This is a genomic window from Cohnella baijiui (genome assembly GCF_020731285.1).
In the GTDB taxonomy this organism is placed as follows: Bacteria; Bacillota; Bacilli; order Paenibacillales; family Paenibacillaceae; genus Cohnella.
Map to the genome: position 1 here is coordinate 130,124 of NZ_JAJFOW010000007.1, position 19,679 is coordinate 149,802.

Here is a 19,679-nt window from a genome sequence, read left to right on the forward strand (position 1 = left end):
GTCGAGACGAAACCGAAAAGAAAAAGCATGGTACGCGCTGTTCACGATGCCGCTGCTGCTCGTTTTCACGACGGTGGTCATCTTGCCTTTCCTCATCGGGATCGGCTATTCCTTCGTGAAATGGGACGGCATCCCCGCCAACCCGAAAGTGTTCGTCGGCTTCGACAATTATGTCGCGCTATTCAAGGACGACCGCTTCCTGACGTCGGCTTGGCACACGATCGCGTTTACGGTGCTCGCGCTCGTGCTCGTCAACGTGCTCGGGCTGCTCTTCTCGCTCCTCGTGACGTCGAAGCTCCGCGTCGGCAACGCGGCCCGCACGATGTTTTTCCTGCCGAACCTGATCGGGGGACTCATCCTGGGTTACATCTGGCAGTTCGTCTTCACGGACGCGTTCAAGTTCCTCGGGGAAAAGACGGGGCTTGATTCGATTTTCTTCAACTGGCTGATCGATCCGAAATTCGCCTTGTTCGCCATGGTCGTCGTCTTCACCTGGCAGATGGCGGGCTATACGATGATCATCTACATCGCGGGCATCCAAGGCATTCCGGACGAATTGAACGAGGCGGCCCGGGTGGACGGCGCCAATCTGTGGCACCGGCTGACGCGGATCGTCTTCCCGCTGCTCATGCCCTCCTTTACGATTTGTCTGTTCCTGACGCTGTCCGGCGCATTCAAAATATTTGACGTGAACCTGTCTCTGACCAAGGGCGGACCGAACAACGCGACCGAAATGTTCGCGATGAACATTTTTAACGAAATTTTCGGTTATGGACATTACGGACTCGGCCAAGCGAAGGCGATCGTCTTCTTCATCATCGTCGCCGCGGTTACGCTCACCCAGGTGATCATCACGAAGAAGAGGGAGGTCCAGTACTAATGAAGACAACGAGCCGCGTCGCGGGCAACGTCCTGCTCCTCTTGCTGTCGCTGGTCTTCCTGTCGCCGATCTATCTGATGCTCGTCAACTCCTTCAAGGACCGGGCGGAGCTGTACCGCAACGCGTTGGCGCTGCCGTCCTCCTTCAGCTTCCAGTACTATTCCAAAGCGATGGAGAAGATGGGCTTCCTGACCGCATTCGGCAACTCGCTGTACGTCACAATCATCTCCGTCGTGTTCGTTGTCGTGCTCGCTTCGATGACGGCCTGGATGCTCGTGCGCACCGACGACAGGCTGAGCCGCTTCATCTTCCTCCTGTTCGTCTCTACGATGCTCATCCCGTTCCAAACGCTGATGATGCCGCTGATGCAAGTCATGGACTGGATCCGGACGCATTTGCACATCCCAATGCTCAATACGAGGGAAGGGCTCATCTATATGAATGTGGGCTTCCATGCGAGTATGGCGGTGTTCCTGTATCACGGCTTCATCAAGTCCGTGCCGGTCGCGCTCGAAGAGGCCGCCACGCTCGACGGCTGCAGCAAGTTCGGCGTTTTCTGGCGGATCGTGTTCCCGATGCTGAAGACGATCACGATTACGGTCGCCATCCTCGACGTCATCGCGATGTGGAACGACTATCTGCTGCCGTCGCTGACGTTGTCGGACAAAGGGCTGCGGACGATCCCGCTGTCGACGTTCTATTTCTTCGGCGAGTTCACGATCCAGTGGAACCTAGCCATGGCCGGCCTGACGCTTACGATCATTCCGGTCGTCATCTTCTACGTCTTCGCGCAAAAATACATCATCAAAGGCATCGCCGCGGGCGCGGTGAAGTAACGCGCTCCCCTAGACGCCGACAAACAATCATTAACGGAGGGTATTCGCATTGGCGCCTTCAAATCCTACATGGTGGAAAGAATCCGTCGTCTATCAAGTATACTGGAGAAGCTTTTTCGACGCGGACGGGGACGGATACGGCGATTTGGAGGGCGTCATCCGCAAGCTCGATTATATCCGGGAGCTCGGGGTCGACGTCATCTGGCTCAATCCCGTCTATGAATCCCCCGACCGGGACAACGGCTATGATATATCAGACTACGAAGCGGTTATGCCCAAGGCCGGCACGATGGCCACGTGGGAGCGGCTGCTGGATGAGGTGCATCGGCGGGGAATGAAGCTGATCATGGACCTCGTCGTGAACCACACGTCGGACCGGCATCCCTGGTTTTTGGAGTCTCGTTCGTCCAAGGACAATCCGAAGCGGGACTGGTATATATGGAAGGAACCGCGGGACGGCGGACCTCCCAACAACTGGCGCTCCTACTTCGCGCCGTCGCCTTGGACGCAGGACGAAGAGACGGGGCAGTATTATTTCCACTCCTTCGCGTCCGAGCAGCCGGATCTGAACTGGCGCAATCCCGAGGTGCGAGAAGAGATTTACCGGATGATGTCGAGCTGGCTCGACAAGGGCATCGACGGCTTCCGGCTCGACGCGATCGCGCTGCTCGCCAAGCCCGACGGCTTCCCAGACGCGGAGCGGCCGGAGGACATCCGCTACTTGACGAACAATCCGGGGCTTCACGATTATTTGCGGGAAATGAACGAGCGGGTGCTTTCGCGCTACGACATCGTCACGGTCGGCGAGGCGGCGTTCGTTACCCCTGCGGAAGGCTTGAAGTTCGTCGGCGAAGACCGTCGCGAGCTGAACATGCTGTTCCACTTCGAAGTTTGCGACGAAATGGCGTCCTGGGACATGCGGCGCTTCAAAGACATTCAACGCAGATGGTACGAAGGGCTATGGGGCAAAGGCACGAACTCGCAGTTCCTGAACAACCACGACCACACGCGGCAGGTGACCCGTTACGGCAACGACGGGCGTTACCGGGTGCAGTCCGCCAAGCTGCTCGCGACGATGCTGCATACGCTGCCGGGCGTCCCCTACATTTACCAAGGTGAAGAAATCGGCATGACCGGCGTCCGCTTCGGGGCGATCGAGGACTACGACGACATCGCGATGCGCAACCGCTACGCCGAGGAAGTCGACAAAGGCGCCGACCCCGCGGAGACGCTCGCGCGGCTCGCGCCGCTCAGCCGCGACAACTCCCGGACGCCGATGCAATGGGACGGCTCGCCTAACGCCGGATTTACCGAAGGGAAGCCCTGGATCCGCGTCAATCCGAACTACGCCGACATCAACGCGGCAAAGGACTTGGCCGATCCGGATTCCGTCTATCGGTACTATCAATCGCTGATCTCCCTGCGCAGAACGCACGACGTCATGGTATACGGCGACTTCGCCGAATGGCCGGAGCGGAGAGGGGACGAGCATCTTTACGTCTACGAGCGCACGCTGGACGGGCGGCGCTGGCTGATTGTCCTCAACCACGGGGACGAGCCGGCCCGTCTGGATCGGCCGGAGCGTCTGCGCGGCCTGTCGCTGCGCCTGCTGTTGGCGAATTATCCGGCCGATCCCGCAGAAGGCGAAGACGCCATGCAGCTGCAGCCGCACGAAGCGAGAATCTACGAGGTCGAGACGAACCGGAACTAATCGAAACGCCCCCCGACGGCCAAACGGCCGAGCGGGGGGCGTTTTTGATATGTGCGGCCGTGTGCGCGAGGCGTTTGATCCGCGCCGAATCAGGATCGCGAGCGGATCTCCTGCCGCATGAATGCGACGTACGAGGCGGCGAACGACAGCGCCGTCTCGGCAACGATCGCCACGACCTGCGGCCAGACGAGCAGGAGGCTCTGGCCGAATGGCAGCGGCGCGTTCAGCGCCAGGTAAGCCTGGTCCTGGGTGATGAACGGATTCAGCGTACGCACGTCCGGCAGCAGCAGCGTCGACGCCGCTTCCTGGAACAGGTAAGCCGGCGAGAGGCGCTGCAGCAGCATGAGCCAATCCTGCTGGTGCATGACGGCGAGCGCGTCGGTCGGGTCTGAGGGTATGGTGACGTTGCCGACCAGGTTGATGATCATCCCATAGAAGACGAGGAAGAAAATCCAGACCGCGATGCCGCTGAGCGCCGACGTAGCCGCCTGACGAAACCGGACGGAAAACAGCAGCGACAGGTTAAGCCAGAGGCCGACGTAGACGGTTGTCACGAGCAGCGTCACGACGACGCGCCAGAACTCCTCCGGGGACGGCGGATAACCGATCGTAAAAAGACCCATGCCCATCACTAGAAAACCGAGCGAGAAAACGACGACGGCGATGAGGAGCAGTCCCGCGACGAACTTGGCGTTCAGAAAGTCGTCCCGGTGCACCGGCTGCGAAATGACCCGGCTCAGCGTGCCTTTGTTGCGCTCCGAATTGACGGCGTCGAAGCCGATCGCGATGCCGATCAGCGGCGCAAGGAACGACAGGAACGTCAAAAAGTTCGGCAGGGAACCGTCCGATTCGGTGAACATTTTCAGAAACAGAAACGAGTTCTCCGCATTCGTCTGGCCGTTCCCGCCCGCTCCGCCGCCGTTCTTGAGCGCGGTCACGGACGCGTAGATCGAGCCGACGCAGGCGAGCGTCACGATGCCTAGCAGGATGATGAACCGCCAGCTGCGGATGTGATCGCCGAATTCCTTTTGCACCATAATCCAAAACGGGGAGGGCGCCCGTCGACCGGCGGCGTCCGCCCCGTTTGAAGCGGGGGCGGAGCGGAGGGGGGATTTCGCGGCGCGATCGCGCAGCTTAGCCATCCACGCGCTCATGCGCGGCACCTCCTTCGAAATAGCGGTGGTAGATGTCGTCGAGTCCGGCTCGGACCGGACGCAAGCCGAGCAGCGGCGCCCCGTGTTCAACCACGGCGAGCGCCAGCGCCGACGTCAGCTCGACGTCGCTCGTCACCCGGTACGTGGAGACGCTGTTCGCGCCGGGAGAGAGGGCGTCCGAGGGGGACGTTTCGATGGAGATGACGCCGTCCATGCTGCCGATCCGCCCCGCGACGCTGCCGTCCGGGTCGCGGACGTCGACCTCGACCTCGAACCTCGTATCTCCATCGAGCTGGCGGGACAGCGACTCGATGTCGCCCGAGGCGATCAGCTTGCCGCCGACGAACAGCCCGACCCGGTCGCAGATCTGCTGAACCTGATGGAGGTGGTGCGACGACAGGAGGACGGTGAGGCCTTCGCTCCGGCTCAGCTCGCGGATGAGCAGGAGCAGCTCGCGCACCCCCTCGGGGTCGATACCTAGCGTCGGCTCGTCGAGAATGATGATTTCCGGACGCTTGATCAGCACGTCGGCGAGGCCGAGACGCTGCCGCATCCCCCGCGAGAACGCGCCGACCCGCTTGCCTGCCGCATGGGCAAGACCCACTTGCTGAAGCAGCAGCTCCGCGCGGTCCCGGGCCTCGGGCAGCGGGATGCGGTTCAGACGAGCGGTATAGATCAGGTTGTCGAGCGCGGACCGGTCCTCGTAAAAGCCGATATCGTCCGGCATATAGCCGACACGCCGCTTGACGAGCAGCGGCGAGCGCGTCGCGTCGATGCCGCAGACGCGCACCGTGCCGCTCGTCGGCTCGGTGAGGCCTAGCATCATCAGGATCGTCGTCGTCTTGCCCGCTCCGTTCGGACCGAGCAGGCCGTAAATCTCGCCGGGGCGAATCTTCAGGTCGAGGGCGTTCACCGCGGTGAATTCGCCGTACTGCTTCGTCAGCTTCGAAAGTTCGATAACCGCCGGCTCCACCTTATCGCCTCCCGTATTTGCGGAAGAGGCCGTAGATGCCCGCCAGCACGGCCAGAATGATCAACACCCCGATCCAGCCCCACAGCACCGACGATTTGACCGTGACGCGGATGGCGGCGTCCTTGGACTTCTCGGCGGATTGGGCGGTCATGCCGACGACGTAGTCGCCGGCCAGCGACTTGCCGGACGACTTGATCGTCGCGGTTACGGGCGCCGATTCGCCCGGCTTCAGCGAGCGAATCGTCTTCGGCTCGAACGTCACGTCCCAATCCGTCGGCGCCTGGCTCGTCAGGCTGACGTCGGTCAGCTCCGCGGAGCCGGTGTTTTGCACGACCATCTCCAGATGGCGCGTGCCGCCCGCGGTGACGTTCGCGCTAAGTCTTTGGTCGCTCGTCGTGAAGTCCAGGCTGTACGTTCCGGTGATCACCGCCTGCAGCTCGGCGTCCGCGCTCGTGCTGTTGTTGGCGGCGTGGATCTTGATCGCGTACGTGTCCGCGGTCGCCTTCTCCGCCGGCGTCAGATTGACCGTAATCGACTGGGAACCGTTCGGCTCGACGTCGACCGACGTAACGTTGTTGCCGCCGACCTGGAACTTGGCGTCCCAGCCGGCCGGAGCTTCGGCCGTCAGCGCGTACTGCTGCTTGGAGGCGGTACGGTTGTTCAGCGTCATGGCATAGGTGAACGTTGAATCCGTATGGCCTTGCATGTTGGGCTGCTCGGTCGTCAGCTCCGTCTTGTACGTGCCGCCTTCCGCCACATTCACTTGGAGCGGCAGCGCGCCGAAGACGCCCGCGTTCACCTTGAACGCGTACTCGCCCTTGCTCACCTCTAGCGGCACTTCCAGGCTGAGGTTCACCGATTGCGATTCCTTCGGCTTAACGGATACTTGGCGGATCGGATGGCCGCCCGCGGTGAGCTCCGCCTTCCAGCCGTGTCCGCCATCGTCGAAGCTCAGGTCGGCGCTTTGGATGTCGGAAGAGTCGTTGAGGAGCTCGATCTCGTAAGACAACGTCTCGCCCGGCGCGGCCGACAGGCTCGTGTAAGGCGTGTAGATCCGGGCGCCGGCCGCGAAGGACGTCGCCGCGAACGAGAGCAGTCCGACGAGGAGCGACAGCGTCAAGCCGACGCTCATTTTTTTGGCGAATCTGTGCATGGAACCCAAACCCTCCTTTGATTTTTTCACCGTGAATACGCAGGAGGTGGTCTTGCGGATTTAGGTTTGGCTGCCGCCGGCACATAAAAAATCGCTTAAAGGAAGCTTAAAGGAAGATAAAAACGCGCGCGGGGACATTCTCAAAGCGGACGGAATTTGCTATGACTTAAAGGAAGAAGCACGTTCGGAAGACGGAGGTTGGAGAAGCGATGAACACGGCCCGCCCATGCGTCAAAGAGGATCTCGTCCGCGAGCTTGCCGATATCGGCCAAGGTTCGCTCGAAGCGTTCGACCGGCTCTACGCGCGAGCCACGCCGCTGCTGCTCCCGATCGCCCGGAACCTGCTCGGCGACCGGATGGAAGCGGAGGACGTCTGCCACGATGTGCTGCTCGGGGTCATCCTGCATCCCGAGCGCTTCGATCCGTCCCGCGGATCGGTCGAAGCCTGGCTCGCCATACAGACGAAGAGCCGGTGTCTCGACCGCCTGCGCAAGCGCAAAAAAGTAGTCGTCGGCCATGCTTTGGAAGCCGGCTGGTCCGCCGAAGCGAACGGTGCCGCGCAGCCCGAGGCTGCGGTCGTCGCCCGCATCGATCAGGAGCTGCTGCGCGAAGCGATGGCCCAGCTTCCCGCGTCCCAGCGCGAGGTGCTGGCCGCATCGTACTTCGGCTCGCGGACGCTGCGGGAGCTCTCGGAGTCGTGGCAGGTGCCGCTCGGAACGGTGAAGTCCCGCATGCGCTATGGCTTGGCGCATCTGCGCAAGACTCTCCTGCGGCTCGGATGGGAGGATGCGAGCGGAGGCGAACGTCATGGCGGAATGTGAACGGGGGGTCCCGGAGGAACGATGGATCGACTGGCATCGCGGCCGGCTGCCGGAGCGGGAGGCGGCCGCGATGGCACGCCATCGTGCCGAGTGCGCATGCTGCCGCGAGCGCTGGGTGCTGTGGGGCCGGCTGCTCGCGGATGCCGAGCGCGCGCCGGAGGATCGGGGACTGGCGCCGTGGCGCAGGTGGCTGCTGCGGACGCGTTTGCGGCTTCGCCGGCGCGGTCCAAGGGAAGGGAAAAGCCGGCTGCTCGTCGCCGGCGGCGTCGGCGTCGCGTTTGCCGCGCTCGCGGTGCTGCTCGTCGCCTCGCTGCGCGGCGGGGAAACGGGACAAGCGGATCCCATGAAGTACGCGCATGCGTTTGCCCCGCAGGGCATCGCCGTGATGGCGCGGCCGGACACGATCGCGTACGTGCTGGATGACGGCGGCGACCCTTCTGCCGGCTTCGGTGCAGGCATCGGTCCGGGGCATGCGAACGGGACCGCATGGGTGAACGGCCGGACGCAGGAGGTATTCGTCCTCATCCGGGGGCTGCTGCCGAGCCGGGAACGGGACGTGCAGGCATGGGCCGAATATGCCGGCAAGCGGGAAAATCTCGGCGTGCTCGAATTCCACGAGCGGCAGGCCCATCTTTACGCGCGCAATCGTCATCCCGTACCGTGGGAGTCGCTGGCGCTTTCGATCGAACCGAAGGGCGGCAGCGCCCAGCCGACCTCGCCGGAGACCGTCATCGCCACCCTCCGTCAGAACGGGCGGTGATGGACACCGATTGTTTCCTCGATCCAAAGACGCGTCGCGCGGCCGGGCGCAGAGCACCGAAACGACGCGCCTCGGTCTTGCGCAAGCTGAGCGGAATCAGGTGCGCGGCAGGGTCCGGGGCGTCGTGCCGGTCCGCTTCGGCAGCACGTCGGCGAGACGCGCGCAGTCGCCGGCGCGTTTCCGCTCCTGGCGCAGCGCCTGCCGAATTTCCCAAGCTTTGCCCACCCACCGGATGCGGCCGTCCGCCGCATAGCGCTTCAACATCGCCGTTTCCTCCTTCGTCCGCCCTTGCCCGCGCAAGGGCGGCGCTTGCATTGGGGCGGACAAGCCTTTATCTTGTACCTATGCGGTTGATGGCATGAACATGACGGGAGGAAACGAGCATGCACGATTTTCGATCGAAGAATCACCCTTTTTACGAAAAAACGCTCGAGACGAAGCCGATCTTCGAAGGTCGGATGATCTCGCTGCAGGTCGATACGGTAAAGCTGCCGAACGGAGGCACGGCGACGAGGGAGATCGTGCGCCATCCCGGAGCGGTGGCGGTGCTCGCGCTCTTGGACGGCAAGATGCTCGTCGTGGAACAGTTCCGCAAGGCGCTGGAGCGCGTGCAGGTGGAAATCCCGGCGGGCAAGCTCGATCCCGGCGAAGCGCCGGAGCAGGCAGCGCTTCGCGAGCTGGAAGAGGAGACCGGCTATCGGGCGCGGAACATCCGGCACGTGCAGACGTTCTCGACGTCTCCCGGGTTCGCCGAGGAACTTATCCATCTCTATTTCGCGGACGATCTGGAGCAAGGCGAAGAGCATCTCGACGAGGAGGAGTTCCTGACCTGTGAGGCGATCACGCCGGAGCAGGCGGATGAATACATCCGCGAGGGACGCATCTTCGACGCCAAGACGCTGCTGGCCGTCCATCTGTGGCGCGAGTTTCGGCAGGCCGATGAGCGCCGATAAACGGGAGCCCGCGCTGCGGCCGATCTTTGCGGATCTGCACGTCCATATCGGCAGCAGCGGAGCGGGCGAGCCCGTCAAGATCAGCGCCAGTCGGCAATTGACGTTCCAGGCGATCGCCGAGGAGGCTTCCGCGCGCAAGGGGATCGCGCTGGTCGGCGTCATCGATTGCCATTCTCCCGCCGTGCAGACCGACATCGACCGGCTGCTCGACACGGGCGAAATGACGGAGGAGCCGGACGGCGGCATCCGCTATCGGCGGACCGTCATCTTGCCCGGCGGCGAGATCGAAGTGCGGGAGCCGGGCGGCGGGCCGTTCCATTTGCTCGCATTTCTCCCGACGCTCGCCGCGATGCGGGAATGGACGGCCTGGATGCGTCCGCGGATGAAAAACGTCAATCTCAGCTCGCAGCGAATCCGGGCGACGGCGCGTGAGCTGCAGGACGAGCTGCTCGGCCGGGGCGGACTGCTGATTCCCGCCCACGTCTTCACGCCCCATCGCGGGCTGCTCGGTTGCTCGGCCGACCGTTTGTCCGAGCGGCTCGACCCGGACGGCATCGCCGCGATCGAGCTCGGTCTGAGCGCGGACAGCGCGATGGCGGGCCATCTGTCCGAACTGGACCACTATGCGTTTTTGACGAATTCGGACGCGCATTCGGCAGGGATGATCGGCAGGGAGTGCAACGAGCTGCTGCTCGCCGAGCCGACGTTCGCCGAGCTGGCGAAGGCTCTGCGGGGTGAAGGCGGGCGGAGAGTGGCGGCGAACCTGGGATTGCATCCGAAGCTCGGCAAATACCATACAACCTACTGTTCGTCGTGCCGCCGCGCGCTGCCCCCCGACGCCGAGGACGCCGCCGCGTGCCCGGGCTGCGGCAGCGAGCGCCTCGTGCGAGGCGTGGCGGGGCGGGTGGCGCAGCTGGCGGACCGCGAGAAGCCGTTCTGGCCGCCGCATCGCCCTCCCTACCGGCATCAGGTGCCGCTGTCCTTCTTTCCGGGCATCGGTCCTCGCATGCGCGAGCGGATGCTCGGAGAGCTGGGCACCGAGATGGAGATCCTTCATCGATTAAGCCGGGACGCGATCGCGAGCACGGCGGGCGAAAAGCTCGCGGACGCGATCGTCGCCGCCCGGGAGGGACGGCTGCTGTTCTCGGCGGGGAGCGGCGGCGCGTACGGGCGTATCGAAACGAATCCGGGCGTATAGCGTCAACCGATCAAGCGGGAAGAATACGGAAGACTTGATCCGCATACACATAGGCAAGTCCCATTCGAGTCGAATGGGCGCGCATGCCATGCGGACAAGGAGGGACGGCCGTGAACGCTCGCCCTTGGAACCTGGGAGCCCGGGACAATCTGAATCTATACGTATTCGTCGGCGTGCTGCTGGTCGTCGGGGCGATTTTCGGCGCGCTGCTCGTGAACGCCCTGACGCTGGAGCAGCAGCAGGATTTGGCGAGCAATCTCGGAAAGTACCTCGCGAGCGCCGGACAGCCGGACAAGCTTCTGCCGGGGGAAGCGTTCCGGGACAGCTTCTTTCTTTACGCCAAGTGGCTCGCCTTGATCTGGCTGCTCGGACTGTCGGTGATCGGGCTGCCCCTTGTCCTCGTGCTCGATTTTTTGAAGGGCGTGCTGCTCGGATTCGCCGTCGGACTCATCGTCCGCCATTTGGCCTGGAAGGGCGTCCTCGTAGCGCTGGCAGCCGTAGCCCCGCAAAATTTGCTCGTCGTGCCCGCTTTGATGATGGCGAGCGTGTCCGCGGCGCGGTTCGCTTCCTTTATCGCCCGGGAGCGGCTGTTCCGGCAAAAGGGACGGCTCATGCCTCCTTTCGTCGCACATACGTCGTCCGCCGCCGCCATGCTCGTCGTGCTGGCGGTCGCCGCGCTTTTCGAAGCTTACGTCTCGCCGCTGCTGCTGGAGCGGGTGTCCGGCATCGCCGCCCAAGCCGAGTGGACGGCGATATTTGCTAGATTCTAGCAAGTCCGGCCGACAAGGTTTGACTTCCTAAAGGCCCTCCCCCTATAATAAAATCAAGTGCGCCGTTCGGCCGGAGGGGGGAGACTATGGAAGCCCGCATTGAGAAAGTGAAACAGCAATTGCAGTCGCAGGGCTACAAGCTGACCCCGCAGCGTGAAGCGACGGTCCGGGTGCTCCTCGAGAACGAGGAAGACCACTTGAGCGCGGAAGACGTCTTCATGCTCGTGAAGGACATCGCGCCCGAGATTGGGCTCGCGACCGTATACCGCACTTTGGAGCTGCTGAGCGAGATGCACATCGTCGAGAAGCTGAACTTCGGCGATGGGGTAGCCCGATACGATCTGCGGACGGATACGAACAAGCATCACCATCATCACCTGATTTGCGTCCAGTGCGGCACCATGTCCGAGATCATGGAGGACTGGCTGGTTCCGCTGGAAGAGCGCCTGGAGCGGGAGTACGGATTTACGGTGCTCGATCACCGACTCGACTTCCAAGGCATCTGCGCCAAGTGCAAAGCCAAGGCGGAGGCCGCCAATGTGCAAGACCCGTCTGCGTCCTCCTCCGTCACATAAATGACCGTTAAAGAAGGATGCCGCTCCGAGCCGTACGGCCGGGGCGGCATCCTTCTTTTTGCGCTTGGCGCAACTGCGCCCGTCGGTTTCGACGAGTCAGAGCAGCGCGCGGATGCGGCTCTCGATTTTTTCCGGCGTTACGGTAGGGGCGAAACGTTTGACGACGCGGCCCTGGCGGTCGACGAGAAACTTGGTGAAGTTCCACTTGATGCGCTTGGAGCCGAGGAAGCCGGGCGCGTCTTTGGTCAGCCGCCGAAAGAGAGGATGCGCCTCGGGACCGTTCACGTCGATCTTCGCGTGCAGAGGGAACGAGACGCCGTGGTTGAGCTCGCACGCCTCGGCAATTTCCGCGTCGTTGCCGGGCTCCTGGTTCGCGAATTGGTTGCTGGGGAAGCCTAACACCGTAAATCCCCGTTCGCCGTATTCGTCGTATAGCTTTTGCAGGCCTTTAAATTGCGGGGCGAAGCCGCATTTCGTCGCCGTGTTGACGATGAGAAGCACCTTGCCCGCATAGTCGGACAGCTTGTGCCGGTCTCCGCGGATGGTGGTAACTTCGATATCGTAGATGGACATGACCGATCCTCCCCTTCGATTGCGCTCAATTCGATTGTATGCAATTAAAAAGATGGCGTCAAGCGCTTGACTTGAGGTCGGCGGTTGTATAGAATTGCCCTTGATTCAATTGTACACAATTTAATGGTTGCGGCGGAAAGGAGGGCGATCGATGGAGAGAGACGAGGCGCTGAAGCTGGAAAACCAGATCTGCTTTGCCATCTACGCTTGCGCCCGGGAGATTACGAAGCTTTACCATCCCGTCCTCAAAGAGCTTGGGCTTACCTACACCCAGTACATTGCGATGCTGGCGCTCTGGGAGCGGGACCGCGTGACCGTCAAGGAGCTCGGCGAACGGCTGTATCTGGATTCCGGGACGCTCACGCCGCTGCTCAAGAAGCTCGAGTCGCTTGGCTACGTCCTGCGCGCCCGCGATCGCAGCGACGAACGCCAGCTGCTGATCGAAGTGACGGAAGCGGGCCGGGCGCTGAAGGAGAAGGCGTTCGACGTTCCCGAAAAGGTATTTTGCCGAACCGGCTTGCCGACCGGCGAGCTGGTTGAAATCCGCGAGAAGATGACAGAGCTGATCCGATCGATCCATCCGGCGGAGCAAACGCCCGCCAGTCCCCATTAAAAGGAGGAGTCTAACCATGTCCGTTTACGATTATTCCGCGCGATCCATCAAGGGTGAACCCGTCAGTCTGTCCGCGTATCGCGGCAAAGTGCTCGTCATCGTGAACACCGCAAGCAAATGCGGCTTTACGCCCCAATACGAAGGGCTCGAAGCGCTTTATCAGCAATATCGCGACCAAGGGCTCGAGATTTTAGGCTTTCCGTGCGATCAATTCGGCGGTCAGGAGCCGGGCAGCGATGCCGAGGTGGAGGCGTTTTGCAAGCTGAACTACGGCGTTACGTTTCCGCTGTTCGAGAAGACGCTCGTCCGCGGTCCCGAAGCGGCTCCGCTTTTCCACTATTTGACGGACCAGGCGCCGTTCGAGGGCTTCGATACGCAGACGCCGGGAGGCGCAAAAATGCAGGCGTTTCTGCAGGAAAAGCTGCCTGAGTACTACGAAGGCGACGGCATCAAGTGGAACTTCACGAAATTTCTCGTGGACCGCGAAGGACGCGTCGTCGGACGATTCGAATCGACCGTCGACCCGGCGTCCTTGTCCTCCCGCATCGAGGCGCTGCTTTAAGTCAGGGTCTGCCCGCTTGCTAAAGCACCTTCGCGCCAACCGTCTCCGTACGTTTCGGAGGCGGTTGGTTTCGTTTGGGCGAGGCGAGAGGCGCGCGGCGAGAATAGCGGCCTGGCATGAACGCTCATCCCCGGACATACGGTGGTTATGAAGGACAAGACCGGAGGGGAGCGCCCATGAACGAACAACCGCCCAACAAATGGTGGGAGCGCCTGCAGTTCACCCTGCTCTTTATCGTGCTGACGGTGCTGGTCCACCATCTGTATGGCTGGATGCAGTCCGTCCTGACGCCGATCGATCCGTATCGCGTGCCGGAGGGCAGAGCCGCGAAAGTGTTTCAGGCCGGCGACCCGGACGCGCGATCCGTCTCGCCGGGGGATCGGCTGAAGCTCTTTTATTGGCTCGGCGAGTGATCGTCCCGGGAGGAGATGGGGCAGTCGGCGTGGAAATCATTACGGCGGGCGTTTCGGCGCCCGCCGCGCCTGCCGCAGGAAGACGGACAGGCCCAAGCAAGCTTGAAAGGAAACGCGAGACATGAACGAAGCGATCGGGCGGTTTATCGCCCATCTCGGAGAAGCCAAGCGGCTATCTCCGCACACGCTGGACGGCTATCGCCGCGATCTGGCGGATCTGGCGAATTGGCTGGCGGACCAAGGGGTCGCGCAGCCGGACGGGGTGCGCCCCTATCATCTGAGCGCATACGCGCAGCAGCTGCGCAAGCTGGGCCGTTCGCCCGCGACGATCTCCCGCCGCATCGTCTCGATCCGCGCCTGGTTCCAATATTTGCAGGCGGCCGGAGAGGCGGGCGCCAATCCCGCGCTGACGCTCGAAGCGCCGCGGCTCGAGCGCCAGCCGCCGCAGGCAATGCCGCTCGCGGACGTGGAACGGCTGCTTGAAGCCCCCGATACAGGGACACCGGCCGGCGTCCGGGACCGCGCCATGCTGGAGCTGCTGTACGCGACGGGAATGCGCGTGAGCGAGCTCGTCTCGCTGGACCGGACCGACGTGAGGACGGCGCTCGGCATCGTCGCTTGCCGCGGCGCCGCCGGCAAGGAGCGGCTCATTCCGATCGGTTCCTTGTGCGGCGAATGGATGATAAAATACGAAGAAGAGGCGCGTCCGGCGCTGCTTGCGGACAAGCCGGATCCGGACGCGCTCTTCGTGAACCATCTCGGCCGGCGGATGACGCGACAGGGCTGTTGGAAACTGTTAAAAAAGCATGCGCAAGCCGCCGGCATCGCGGCGGAAGTGACGCCGCATACGCTGCGCCATTCGTTTGCCGTTCACCTGCTGGAAGGCGGCGCGGATCCGCGGTCCGTCCAGGAAATGATGGGCCATGCGGATTTGTCCGCCACGATGGTCTATCAGCCGATGGCGAAGCCGAGGCTGAAAGATGTCTACGCGCAAGCCCACCCGCGATCCCGGCGGCCATCGCCGACCGGGGACCGCTAACCGAGGAGGACCGTTTATGCCGAAAGGCCGCATCATCACCATTGTGCTTGACAGCGTCGGCATCGGGGAGCTGCCCGACGCCGACGCTTACGGAGACGCGGGCGCCCATACGCTCGGTCATATCGCCGGGAGCGTCCCGGATTTCGATCTGCCGAACCTGCGCAAGCTGGGACTCGCGAATATTGCCCCGATCGGCGACTGGCAGCCCGAAGCTTCACCTGGCGCTTACTACGGCAAAATGGCCGAAGCGTCGGTGGGCAAAGATACGATGACGGGACATTGGGAGCTCATGGGACTGAAGATCGACACGCCCTTCCGGACGTTTCCGGCCGGGTTCCCGGACGCGCTCCTTTCGGCCTTCGAGGCGGAGACGGGCCGGTCCGTCATCGGCAACAAAGCCGCTTCAGGCACCGAAATATTGGACGAGCTCGGCGAAGAGCAGATGCGCAGCGGCGCGTGGATCGTCTATACGTCCGCCGACAGCGTATTTCAAATCGCGGCGCACGAGGACGTCATTCCGCTCGAAGAGCTGTACCAGGCCTGCCGCATTGCGCGCCGGCTGACGATGCAGGAGGCGTTTTCGGTCGGGCGCGTCATCGCGCGCCCATACGTCGGCAATCCCGGCGCCTTCGCGCGGACGCCGAACCGCCACGACTACGCCGTGAAGCCCCCGCAGCCGACCGTGCTCAACGCGCTGAAGCGCGCGGGCAGCGAGGTCGTGGCCGTAGGCAAGATCAACGACATTTTCAGCGGCGAGGGCATCACCAAGGCCATTCCGACAAAGAGCAACGCGGACGGGATCGCGGCCACGCTCCGGGAGATGGAGCGAGACTTCGGCGGGCTCGTGTTCACGAACCTCGTCGACTTCGATTCGCTTTACGGCCACCGCCGCGATCCGGTCGGATATGCCCGCGCGCTGGAGGAATTCGACCGCGCCGTACCGGCGCTGCTGGAGCGGCTCCGGCCGGACGACCTGCTTATCGTCACCGCCGATCACGGCAACGATCCGACGCATGCCGGAACGGACCATACGCGGGAGTACGTGCCGCTGCTCGTCGCCGGACCCGGCCTCCGGTCGCCGGGCGGTCTGGGCGTGCGCGGCACCTTTGCGGATGTCGCCGCGACGATCGCGGAACGGTTGGAAGCGTCGAAGCCCGCCCATGGCGAATCGATGCTCGGTTTATTGAAATAAGACAGGGAGAGGATAAGATGATCTACCAATCCAAAGCCGTCATCGAAGAAGCGGCCGACTATATCGCGAGCAAGACCGACGTCCGTCCCGAGATCGGCATGATCCTCGGATCGGGCCTCGGGGTGCTCGGGGACGATCTGGAAAACGCGGTGACGATTTCGTATGCGGACATTCCTCATTTCCCCGTTTCGACGGTCGAAGGCCACGCGGGAGAGCTCGTTCTGGGCCGTCTGCAGGGCCGGGACGTCGCCTTGATGCGGGGGCGGTTCCACATGTACGAAGGGTACGAGCCTGAGCGCACCGCGCTGCCCGTTCGCGTCATGAAGCAGCTCGGCATCCGGACGCTGTTCGTCACCAACGCGGCCGGCGGCGTGAACCTCGATTACCGGCCGGGCGATCTGATGATCATCTCCGACCATCTGAACCTCACCGGACGCAATCCGCTCGTCGGGCCGAACGACAACGCCTTGGGCGTGCGTTTCCCCGACATGTCGGACGCGTACGCGCGCCGTCTCCGGACGATCGCCAAGGATACGGCGGCGGAGCTCGGCATTCCGGTACAGGAAGGGGTCTACGCGGGCTTGCTCGGCCCCAACTACGAGACGCCGGCCGAGATTCGCATGCTGCGGGTCATCGGCGCGGACGCGGTAGGCATGTCGACCGTCTCGGAGGTGCTTGTGGCGCGCCACGCCGGAATCGAGGTGCTGGGCATCTCGTGCATCAGCAATATGGCCGCGGGCATCCTGGACCAACCGCTGTCCCACGAAGAAGTAATGGAGACGACCGAGCGTGTGAAGCAGCGGTTTCTGCAGCTCGTGACGGCGCTGCTGCCGAAGCTGTAAAGACCGGCGACGTTCGTACTTGGAGTCGCATCAGGTTGATGCGACGTCGGTAGAGGGCGGGCGCCGGCGATCTCGTTTGGGGAATTGGGCGGCAGGAAACCGAACGCATAACAAACGCAAATCGTGCAAAGCGAGCATCAATAGCGAAAATGGAATCGGAATCGGAGGTTTAACCCATGCGCATGGTGGATTTGATCCGCAAGAAAAGGCACGGCGGAGAGCTCGAGGAGCGGGAGATCCGGTTCGTGATCGACGGGCTCGTCAACGGCGCAGTTCCGGATTATCAGATGGCCGCCTGGGCGATGGCCGTTTGCTTCGTCGGCATGACCGACCGCGAGACGGCGGCGCTGACGATGGCGATGGCCGAGTCGGGCGATACGGTCGATCTGTCCGAGATCGCCGGGATCAAGGTCGACAAGCACAGCACCGGCGGCGTCGGCGACAAGACGACGCTGATCGTCGCACCGCTCGTCGCCGCCTGCGGCGTCCCCGTCGCCAAGATGAGCGGACGGGGGCTCGGCCACACCGGCGGGACGGTGGACAAGCTCGAGTCGATCGCGGGCTTTCATACCGAGCTGGGGCGCGAAGCGTTTTTCAAGCAAGTCAACGAGATCGGCGTGGCGGTCATCGGGCAGAGCGGCAACATCGCTCCAGCCGACAAAAAGCTGTACGCGCTTCGCGACGTGACCGGGACGGTCGAGTCGGTGCCGCTGATCGCCAGCTCCGTCATGAGCAAGAAGATCGCCGCCGGCGCGGATGCCATCCTGCTCGACGTCAAATTCGGCAGCGGCGCCTTCATGAAGACCGCAGAAGAGGCCAAGACGCTGGCCGAAGCGATGGTCGCCATCGGTTCGCAGGTCGGCAGGCGGACGGTCGCGGTCATCAGCGACATGGATCAGCCGCTCGGCCGAACCGTCGGCAATGCGCTCGAGGTGCGCGAAGCGATCGAGGTGCTTCGCGGCGAAGGGCCGGACGACCTGCGCGAGCTGTGCCTCGTGCTGGGGAGCCATATGCTCGTGCTCGGCGGCCGGGCGGAGAGCGCCGAGGCGGCGCGTGCGCGGCTTGAGGAGGCGATCGCTTCCGGCGCGGCGCTGCGCAAGTTCGCCGACCTGCTCGCCGCGCAAGGCGGCGATCCCGCGGTCGCGCACGATCCGGCGCTGCTGCCGCAGGCGGAGCTGCGCATTCCGGTGCGGGCCGCCGGCGCCGGCTTTGTCGCTGCGATCGACGCCGAGCGGATCGGGCTCGCGGCGATGCTTCTCGGCGCGGGGCGCGCCGAGAAGGACGACGCGATCGACTACGCGGTCGGCCTCGAGCTGGTCGCCAAGCTCGGCGACGCCGTGGAGGCGGGCGACACGCTCGCCGTCCTCTACGCCCGCGCAGACGACGCCAAGGCGCAGGAGTCCGCCGAGTCGGTGCTGGCGGCCTACCGGCTGGCCTCAGGGCGTCCAGCGCCGCAGCCGCTGCTGCACGGGATCGTGGGGGCTGAATAGCGGCCCTTTTCTGCTAAGTCGCGGTCGCGTATAATGGTTTTAAGCATATCAGCAGTCCGCGCGTGAAGCACACGCCGCCATTCTCCGAAGTCCGGGGATGGCGGCGTTTTTATTTTGGGGATCAAGGGAGGCGTGTAGCAAGTTTGAAAAGGAATTCGAAGCTTTTTGGGAGCAGCAGGTGCGGTCGGCCAGCGGACAACGGTTGGAGATGCTGCAGCGGGATTTGACGGGAACGAGAAAGCTTCTGGAGACGGTCATCCTGCCGGTATTCGGAACGTTCGACGGCTTGTTTTTGGAATACGAGATGATGAGCCTCTCCGGCGTCCGATTGTATGGGGACATCTTCCATCCGAAGTTGAGGACGGTGTTCGAGGAGGAGCACTTTGTCACGCATGCGGAAAAAATCACGAGAGATCGGTTTGCCTTCGAACGCGCGCGAGCGAGATCGGTCGCCACGCTGGGGTTGATTTATTTTCCTTACAGCCGGGACGAGCTAGAGAAGAAAGCAGAGTTTTGCCAGCGGAACCTTTATGAGCTCGTCGGCCGAGTCGGTCATGTGTCGGGTATGGGCCTAAGCCGTCTTCCCGTTTACGAACGAGAAGTGCTCAGAATGGCGTTGTTTCATCGGGACTGTTTTCAAATCGCCGACGTGAAGGAGTGGCTGCAGTTGCAGCATGAAGCTTCCAGAAGTGTTCTTCGAGCTTTGGAGGCCAAGGCATTCATAGAACCGTGGGGTGGGGGAGCCAAGAGGTGCCACGCGTTTCGAATTACAGAGAAGGCTGTTCACCTCTTAAACGGAAAATAGACGATTGGGATGGGGGCAAGGTGCGAAGTGAAAGTGATAACAAAAGCGGATCAACTCCCGAGTAACTCACTACCAAAGTACCGGCAGCGCTCAATGTTATGCGGAAAAACCGAATAACTCGCGTAAATGAGGCGTGGGACGGAGGAGATGTGCGGAAAATCCGAATAACTCAAAGCCAAAGTACGGACGCTGCACGGAGTTATGCGGAAAAACCGAATAACTCGCGGAAATGAGGCGCGGGACGGTGGGAGATGTGCGGAAAAACCGAGTAACTCAAAGACAAAGTACCGACGCTGCACGGAGTTATCCGGAGTTATGCGGAAAAACCGAATAACTCGCGGAAATGAGGCGCGGGACGGTGGGAGA

General features: G+C 62.8%; 22 protein-coding genes. 17 read left to right on the forward strand and 5 right to left on the reverse strand.

Annotated elements, in window-relative coordinates; all coding sequences use genetic code 11:
• Window positions 1–46 precede the first annotated feature (46 nt).
• Genes LKX83_RS10135 through LKX83_RS10145 form a run of 3 tightly spaced genes read left to right on the forward strand, consistent with a single transcriptional unit; the run spans window position 47 to window position 3,427 of the window.
• On the forward strand, window positions 47–880 hold the full coding sequence (locus LKX83_RS10135) for a carbohydrate ABC transporter permease (protein ID WP_227882165.1): 834 nt from the start codon (window positions 47–49) through the stop codon (window positions 878–880).
• Complete coding sequence (locus tag LKX83_RS10140) at window positions 880–1,716, forward strand: carbohydrate ABC transporter permease (RefSeq protein WP_227882062.1); 837 nt, start codon at window positions 880–882, stop codon at window positions 1,714–1,716. The genes LKX83_RS10135 and LKX83_RS10140 overlap by 1 nt, the downstream gene beginning before the upstream one ends.
• 49 nt (window positions 1,717–1,765) lie before the next feature.
• Complete coding sequence (locus LKX83_RS10145; RefSeq protein ID WP_227882063.1) at window positions 1,766–3,427, forward strand: alpha-glucosidase; 1,662 nt, start codon at window positions 1,766–1,768, stop codon at window positions 3,425–3,427.
• An 89-nt stretch (window positions 3,428–3,516) separates the two neighbouring features.
• On the opposite strand, the gene LKX83_RS10150 is transcribed toward LKX83_RS10145, so the two are convergent.
• From LKX83_RS10150 to LKX83_RS10160, 3 genes are read right to left on the reverse strand one after another with little or no spacing between them, the layout of a single operon-like run.
• Window positions 3,517–4,581 carry an ABC transporter permease gene (locus LKX83_RS10150; RefSeq protein ID WP_227882064.1) on the reverse strand — a complete coding sequence of 355 codons (1,065 nt, stop codon included), beginning with the start codon at window positions 4,579–4,581 and terminating at the stop codon, window positions 3,517–3,519.
• Window positions 4,562–5,554 (reverse strand): ABC transporter ATP-binding protein, encoded by a 993-nt coding sequence (locus LKX83_RS10155; RefSeq protein ID WP_227882065.1) that lies wholly within the window; start codon window positions 5,552–5,554, stop codon window positions 4,562–4,564. The genes LKX83_RS10150 and LKX83_RS10155 overlap by 20 nt, the downstream gene beginning before the upstream one ends.
• Before the next feature lies 1 nt (window position 5,555).
• Window positions 5,556–6,707: a COG1470 family protein gene (locus LKX83_RS10160; RefSeq protein ID WP_227882066.1), complete on the reverse strand. Its 1,152-nt coding sequence runs from the start codon at window positions 6,705–6,707 to the stop codon at window positions 5,556–5,558.
• A gap of 209 nt (window positions 6,708–6,916) precedes the next feature.
• Between LKX83_RS10160 and LKX83_RS10165 the strand changes: the two genes are divergently transcribed.
• Together LKX83_RS10165 and LKX83_RS10170 are read left to right on the forward strand one after the other, a co-directional pair.
• Window positions 6,917–7,528 carry an RNA polymerase sigma factor gene (locus LKX83_RS10165; RefSeq protein ID WP_227882067.1) on the forward strand — a complete coding sequence of 204 codons (612 nt, stop codon included), beginning with the start codon at window positions 6,917–6,919 and terminating at the stop codon, window positions 7,526–7,528.
• A complete protein-coding gene (locus tag LKX83_RS10170; RefSeq protein WP_227882068.1) occupies window positions 7,515–8,288 on the forward strand; it encodes an anti-sigma factor in 774 nt (257 codons plus the stop codon). The genes LKX83_RS10165 and LKX83_RS10170 overlap by 14 nt, the downstream gene beginning before the upstream one ends.
• Window positions 8,289–8,384: 96 nt before the next feature.
• On the opposite strand, the gene mciZ is transcribed toward LKX83_RS10170, so the two are convergent.
• A complete protein-coding gene (gene mciZ, locus LKX83_RS10175; RefSeq protein ID WP_227882069.1) occupies window positions 8,385–8,552 on the reverse strand; it encodes a Z-ring formation inhibitor MciZ in 168 nt (55 codons plus the stop codon).
• A gap of 119 nt (window positions 8,553–8,671) precedes the next feature.
• On the opposite strand from mciZ, the gene LKX83_RS10180 reads away from it, so the two are divergent.
• The 4 genes from LKX83_RS10180 to fur all read left to right on the forward strand — a co-directional run bounded on the left by LKX83_RS10180 (window position 8,672) and on the right by fur (window position 11,784).
• Complete coding sequence (locus LKX83_RS10180; protein WP_227882070.1) at window positions 8,672–9,241, forward strand: NUDIX domain-containing protein; 570 nt, start codon at window positions 8,672–8,674, stop codon at window positions 9,239–9,241.
• The gene (locus LKX83_RS10185; protein WP_227882071.1) at window positions 9,228–10,439 is read left to right on the forward strand and encodes an endonuclease Q family protein; all 1,212 of its coding nucleotides are present in this window, start codon (window positions 9,228–9,230) and stop codon (window positions 10,437–10,439) included. Before LKX83_RS10180 ends, LKX83_RS10185 begins: the two co-directional genes overlap by 14 nt.
• A gap of 110 nt (window positions 10,440–10,549) precedes the next feature.
• Window positions 10,550–11,209: a stage II sporulation protein M gene (gene spoIIM, locus LKX83_RS10190; RefSeq protein ID WP_227882072.1), complete on the forward strand. Its 660-nt coding sequence runs from the start codon at window positions 10,550–10,552 to the stop codon at window positions 11,207–11,209.
• Window positions 11,210–11,295: 86 nt separating this feature from the next.
• Window positions 11,296–11,784 carry a ferric iron uptake transcriptional regulator gene (gene fur, locus LKX83_RS10195; RefSeq protein ID WP_227882073.1) on the forward strand — a complete coding sequence of 163 codons (489 nt, stop codon included), beginning with the start codon at window positions 11,296–11,298 and terminating at the stop codon, window positions 11,782–11,784.
• Between the two features lie 96 nt (window positions 11,785–11,880).
• Here fur and LKX83_RS10200 read toward each other — a convergent pair whose 3' ends face one another.
• Window positions 11,881–12,357 (reverse strand): glutathione peroxidase, encoded by a 477-nt coding sequence (locus LKX83_RS10200; RefSeq protein ID WP_227882074.1) that lies wholly within the window; start codon window positions 12,355–12,357, stop codon window positions 11,881–11,883.
• A gap of 151 nt (window positions 12,358–12,508) precedes the next feature.
• Here LKX83_RS10200 and LKX83_RS10205 point away from each other — a divergent pair, with 151 nt between their 5' ends.
• From LKX83_RS10205 to LKX83_RS10240, 8 genes are all read left to right on the forward strand, one after another.
• Window positions 12,509–12,970, forward strand: coding sequence for a MarR family winged helix-turn-helix transcriptional regulator (locus LKX83_RS10205; RefSeq protein ID WP_227882075.1), 462 nt, complete (start codon window positions 12,509–12,511; stop codon window positions 12,968–12,970).
• A gap of 16 nt (window positions 12,971–12,986) precedes the next feature.
• Window positions 12,987–13,532, forward strand: coding sequence for a glutathione peroxidase (locus LKX83_RS10210; RefSeq protein WP_227882076.1), 546 nt, complete (start codon window positions 12,987–12,989; stop codon window positions 13,530–13,532).
• A 176-nt stretch (window positions 13,533–13,708) separates the two neighbouring features.
• The gene (locus tag LKX83_RS10215) at window positions 13,709–13,945 is read left to right on the forward strand and encodes a DUF4227 family protein (protein WP_227882077.1); all 237 of its coding nucleotides are present in this window, start codon (window positions 13,709–13,711) and stop codon (window positions 13,943–13,945) included.
• A gap of 121 nt (window positions 13,946–14,066) precedes the next feature.
• Complete coding sequence (locus tag LKX83_RS10220; protein ID WP_227882078.1) at window positions 14,067–14,984, forward strand: site-specific tyrosine recombinase; 918 nt, start codon at window positions 14,067–14,069, stop codon at window positions 14,982–14,984.
• A 16-nt stretch (window positions 14,985–15,000) separates the two neighbouring features.
• Window positions 15,001–16,176, forward strand: coding sequence for a phosphopentomutase (locus LKX83_RS10225; protein ID WP_227882079.1), 1,176 nt, complete (start codon window positions 15,001–15,003; stop codon window positions 16,174–16,176).
• Between the two features lie 17 nt (window positions 16,177–16,193).
• Complete coding sequence (locus tag LKX83_RS10230) at window positions 16,194–17,018, forward strand: purine-nucleoside phosphorylase (RefSeq protein WP_227882080.1); 825 nt, start codon at window positions 16,194–16,196, stop codon at window positions 17,016–17,018.
• Between the two features lie 176 nt (window positions 17,019–17,194).
• The gene (locus LKX83_RS10235; RefSeq protein ID WP_227882081.1) at window positions 17,195–18,508 is read left to right on the forward strand and encodes a pyrimidine-nucleoside phosphorylase; all 1,314 of its coding nucleotides are present in this window, start codon (window positions 17,195–17,197) and stop codon (window positions 18,506–18,508) included.
• Window positions 18,509–18,605: 97 nt separating this feature from the next.
• On the forward strand, window positions 18,606–19,313 hold the full coding sequence (locus LKX83_RS10240) for a hypothetical protein (RefSeq protein WP_227882082.1): 708 nt from the start codon (window positions 18,606–18,608) through the stop codon (window positions 19,311–19,313).
• The last annotated feature ends 366 nt before the right edge of the window (window positions 19,314–19,679 follow it).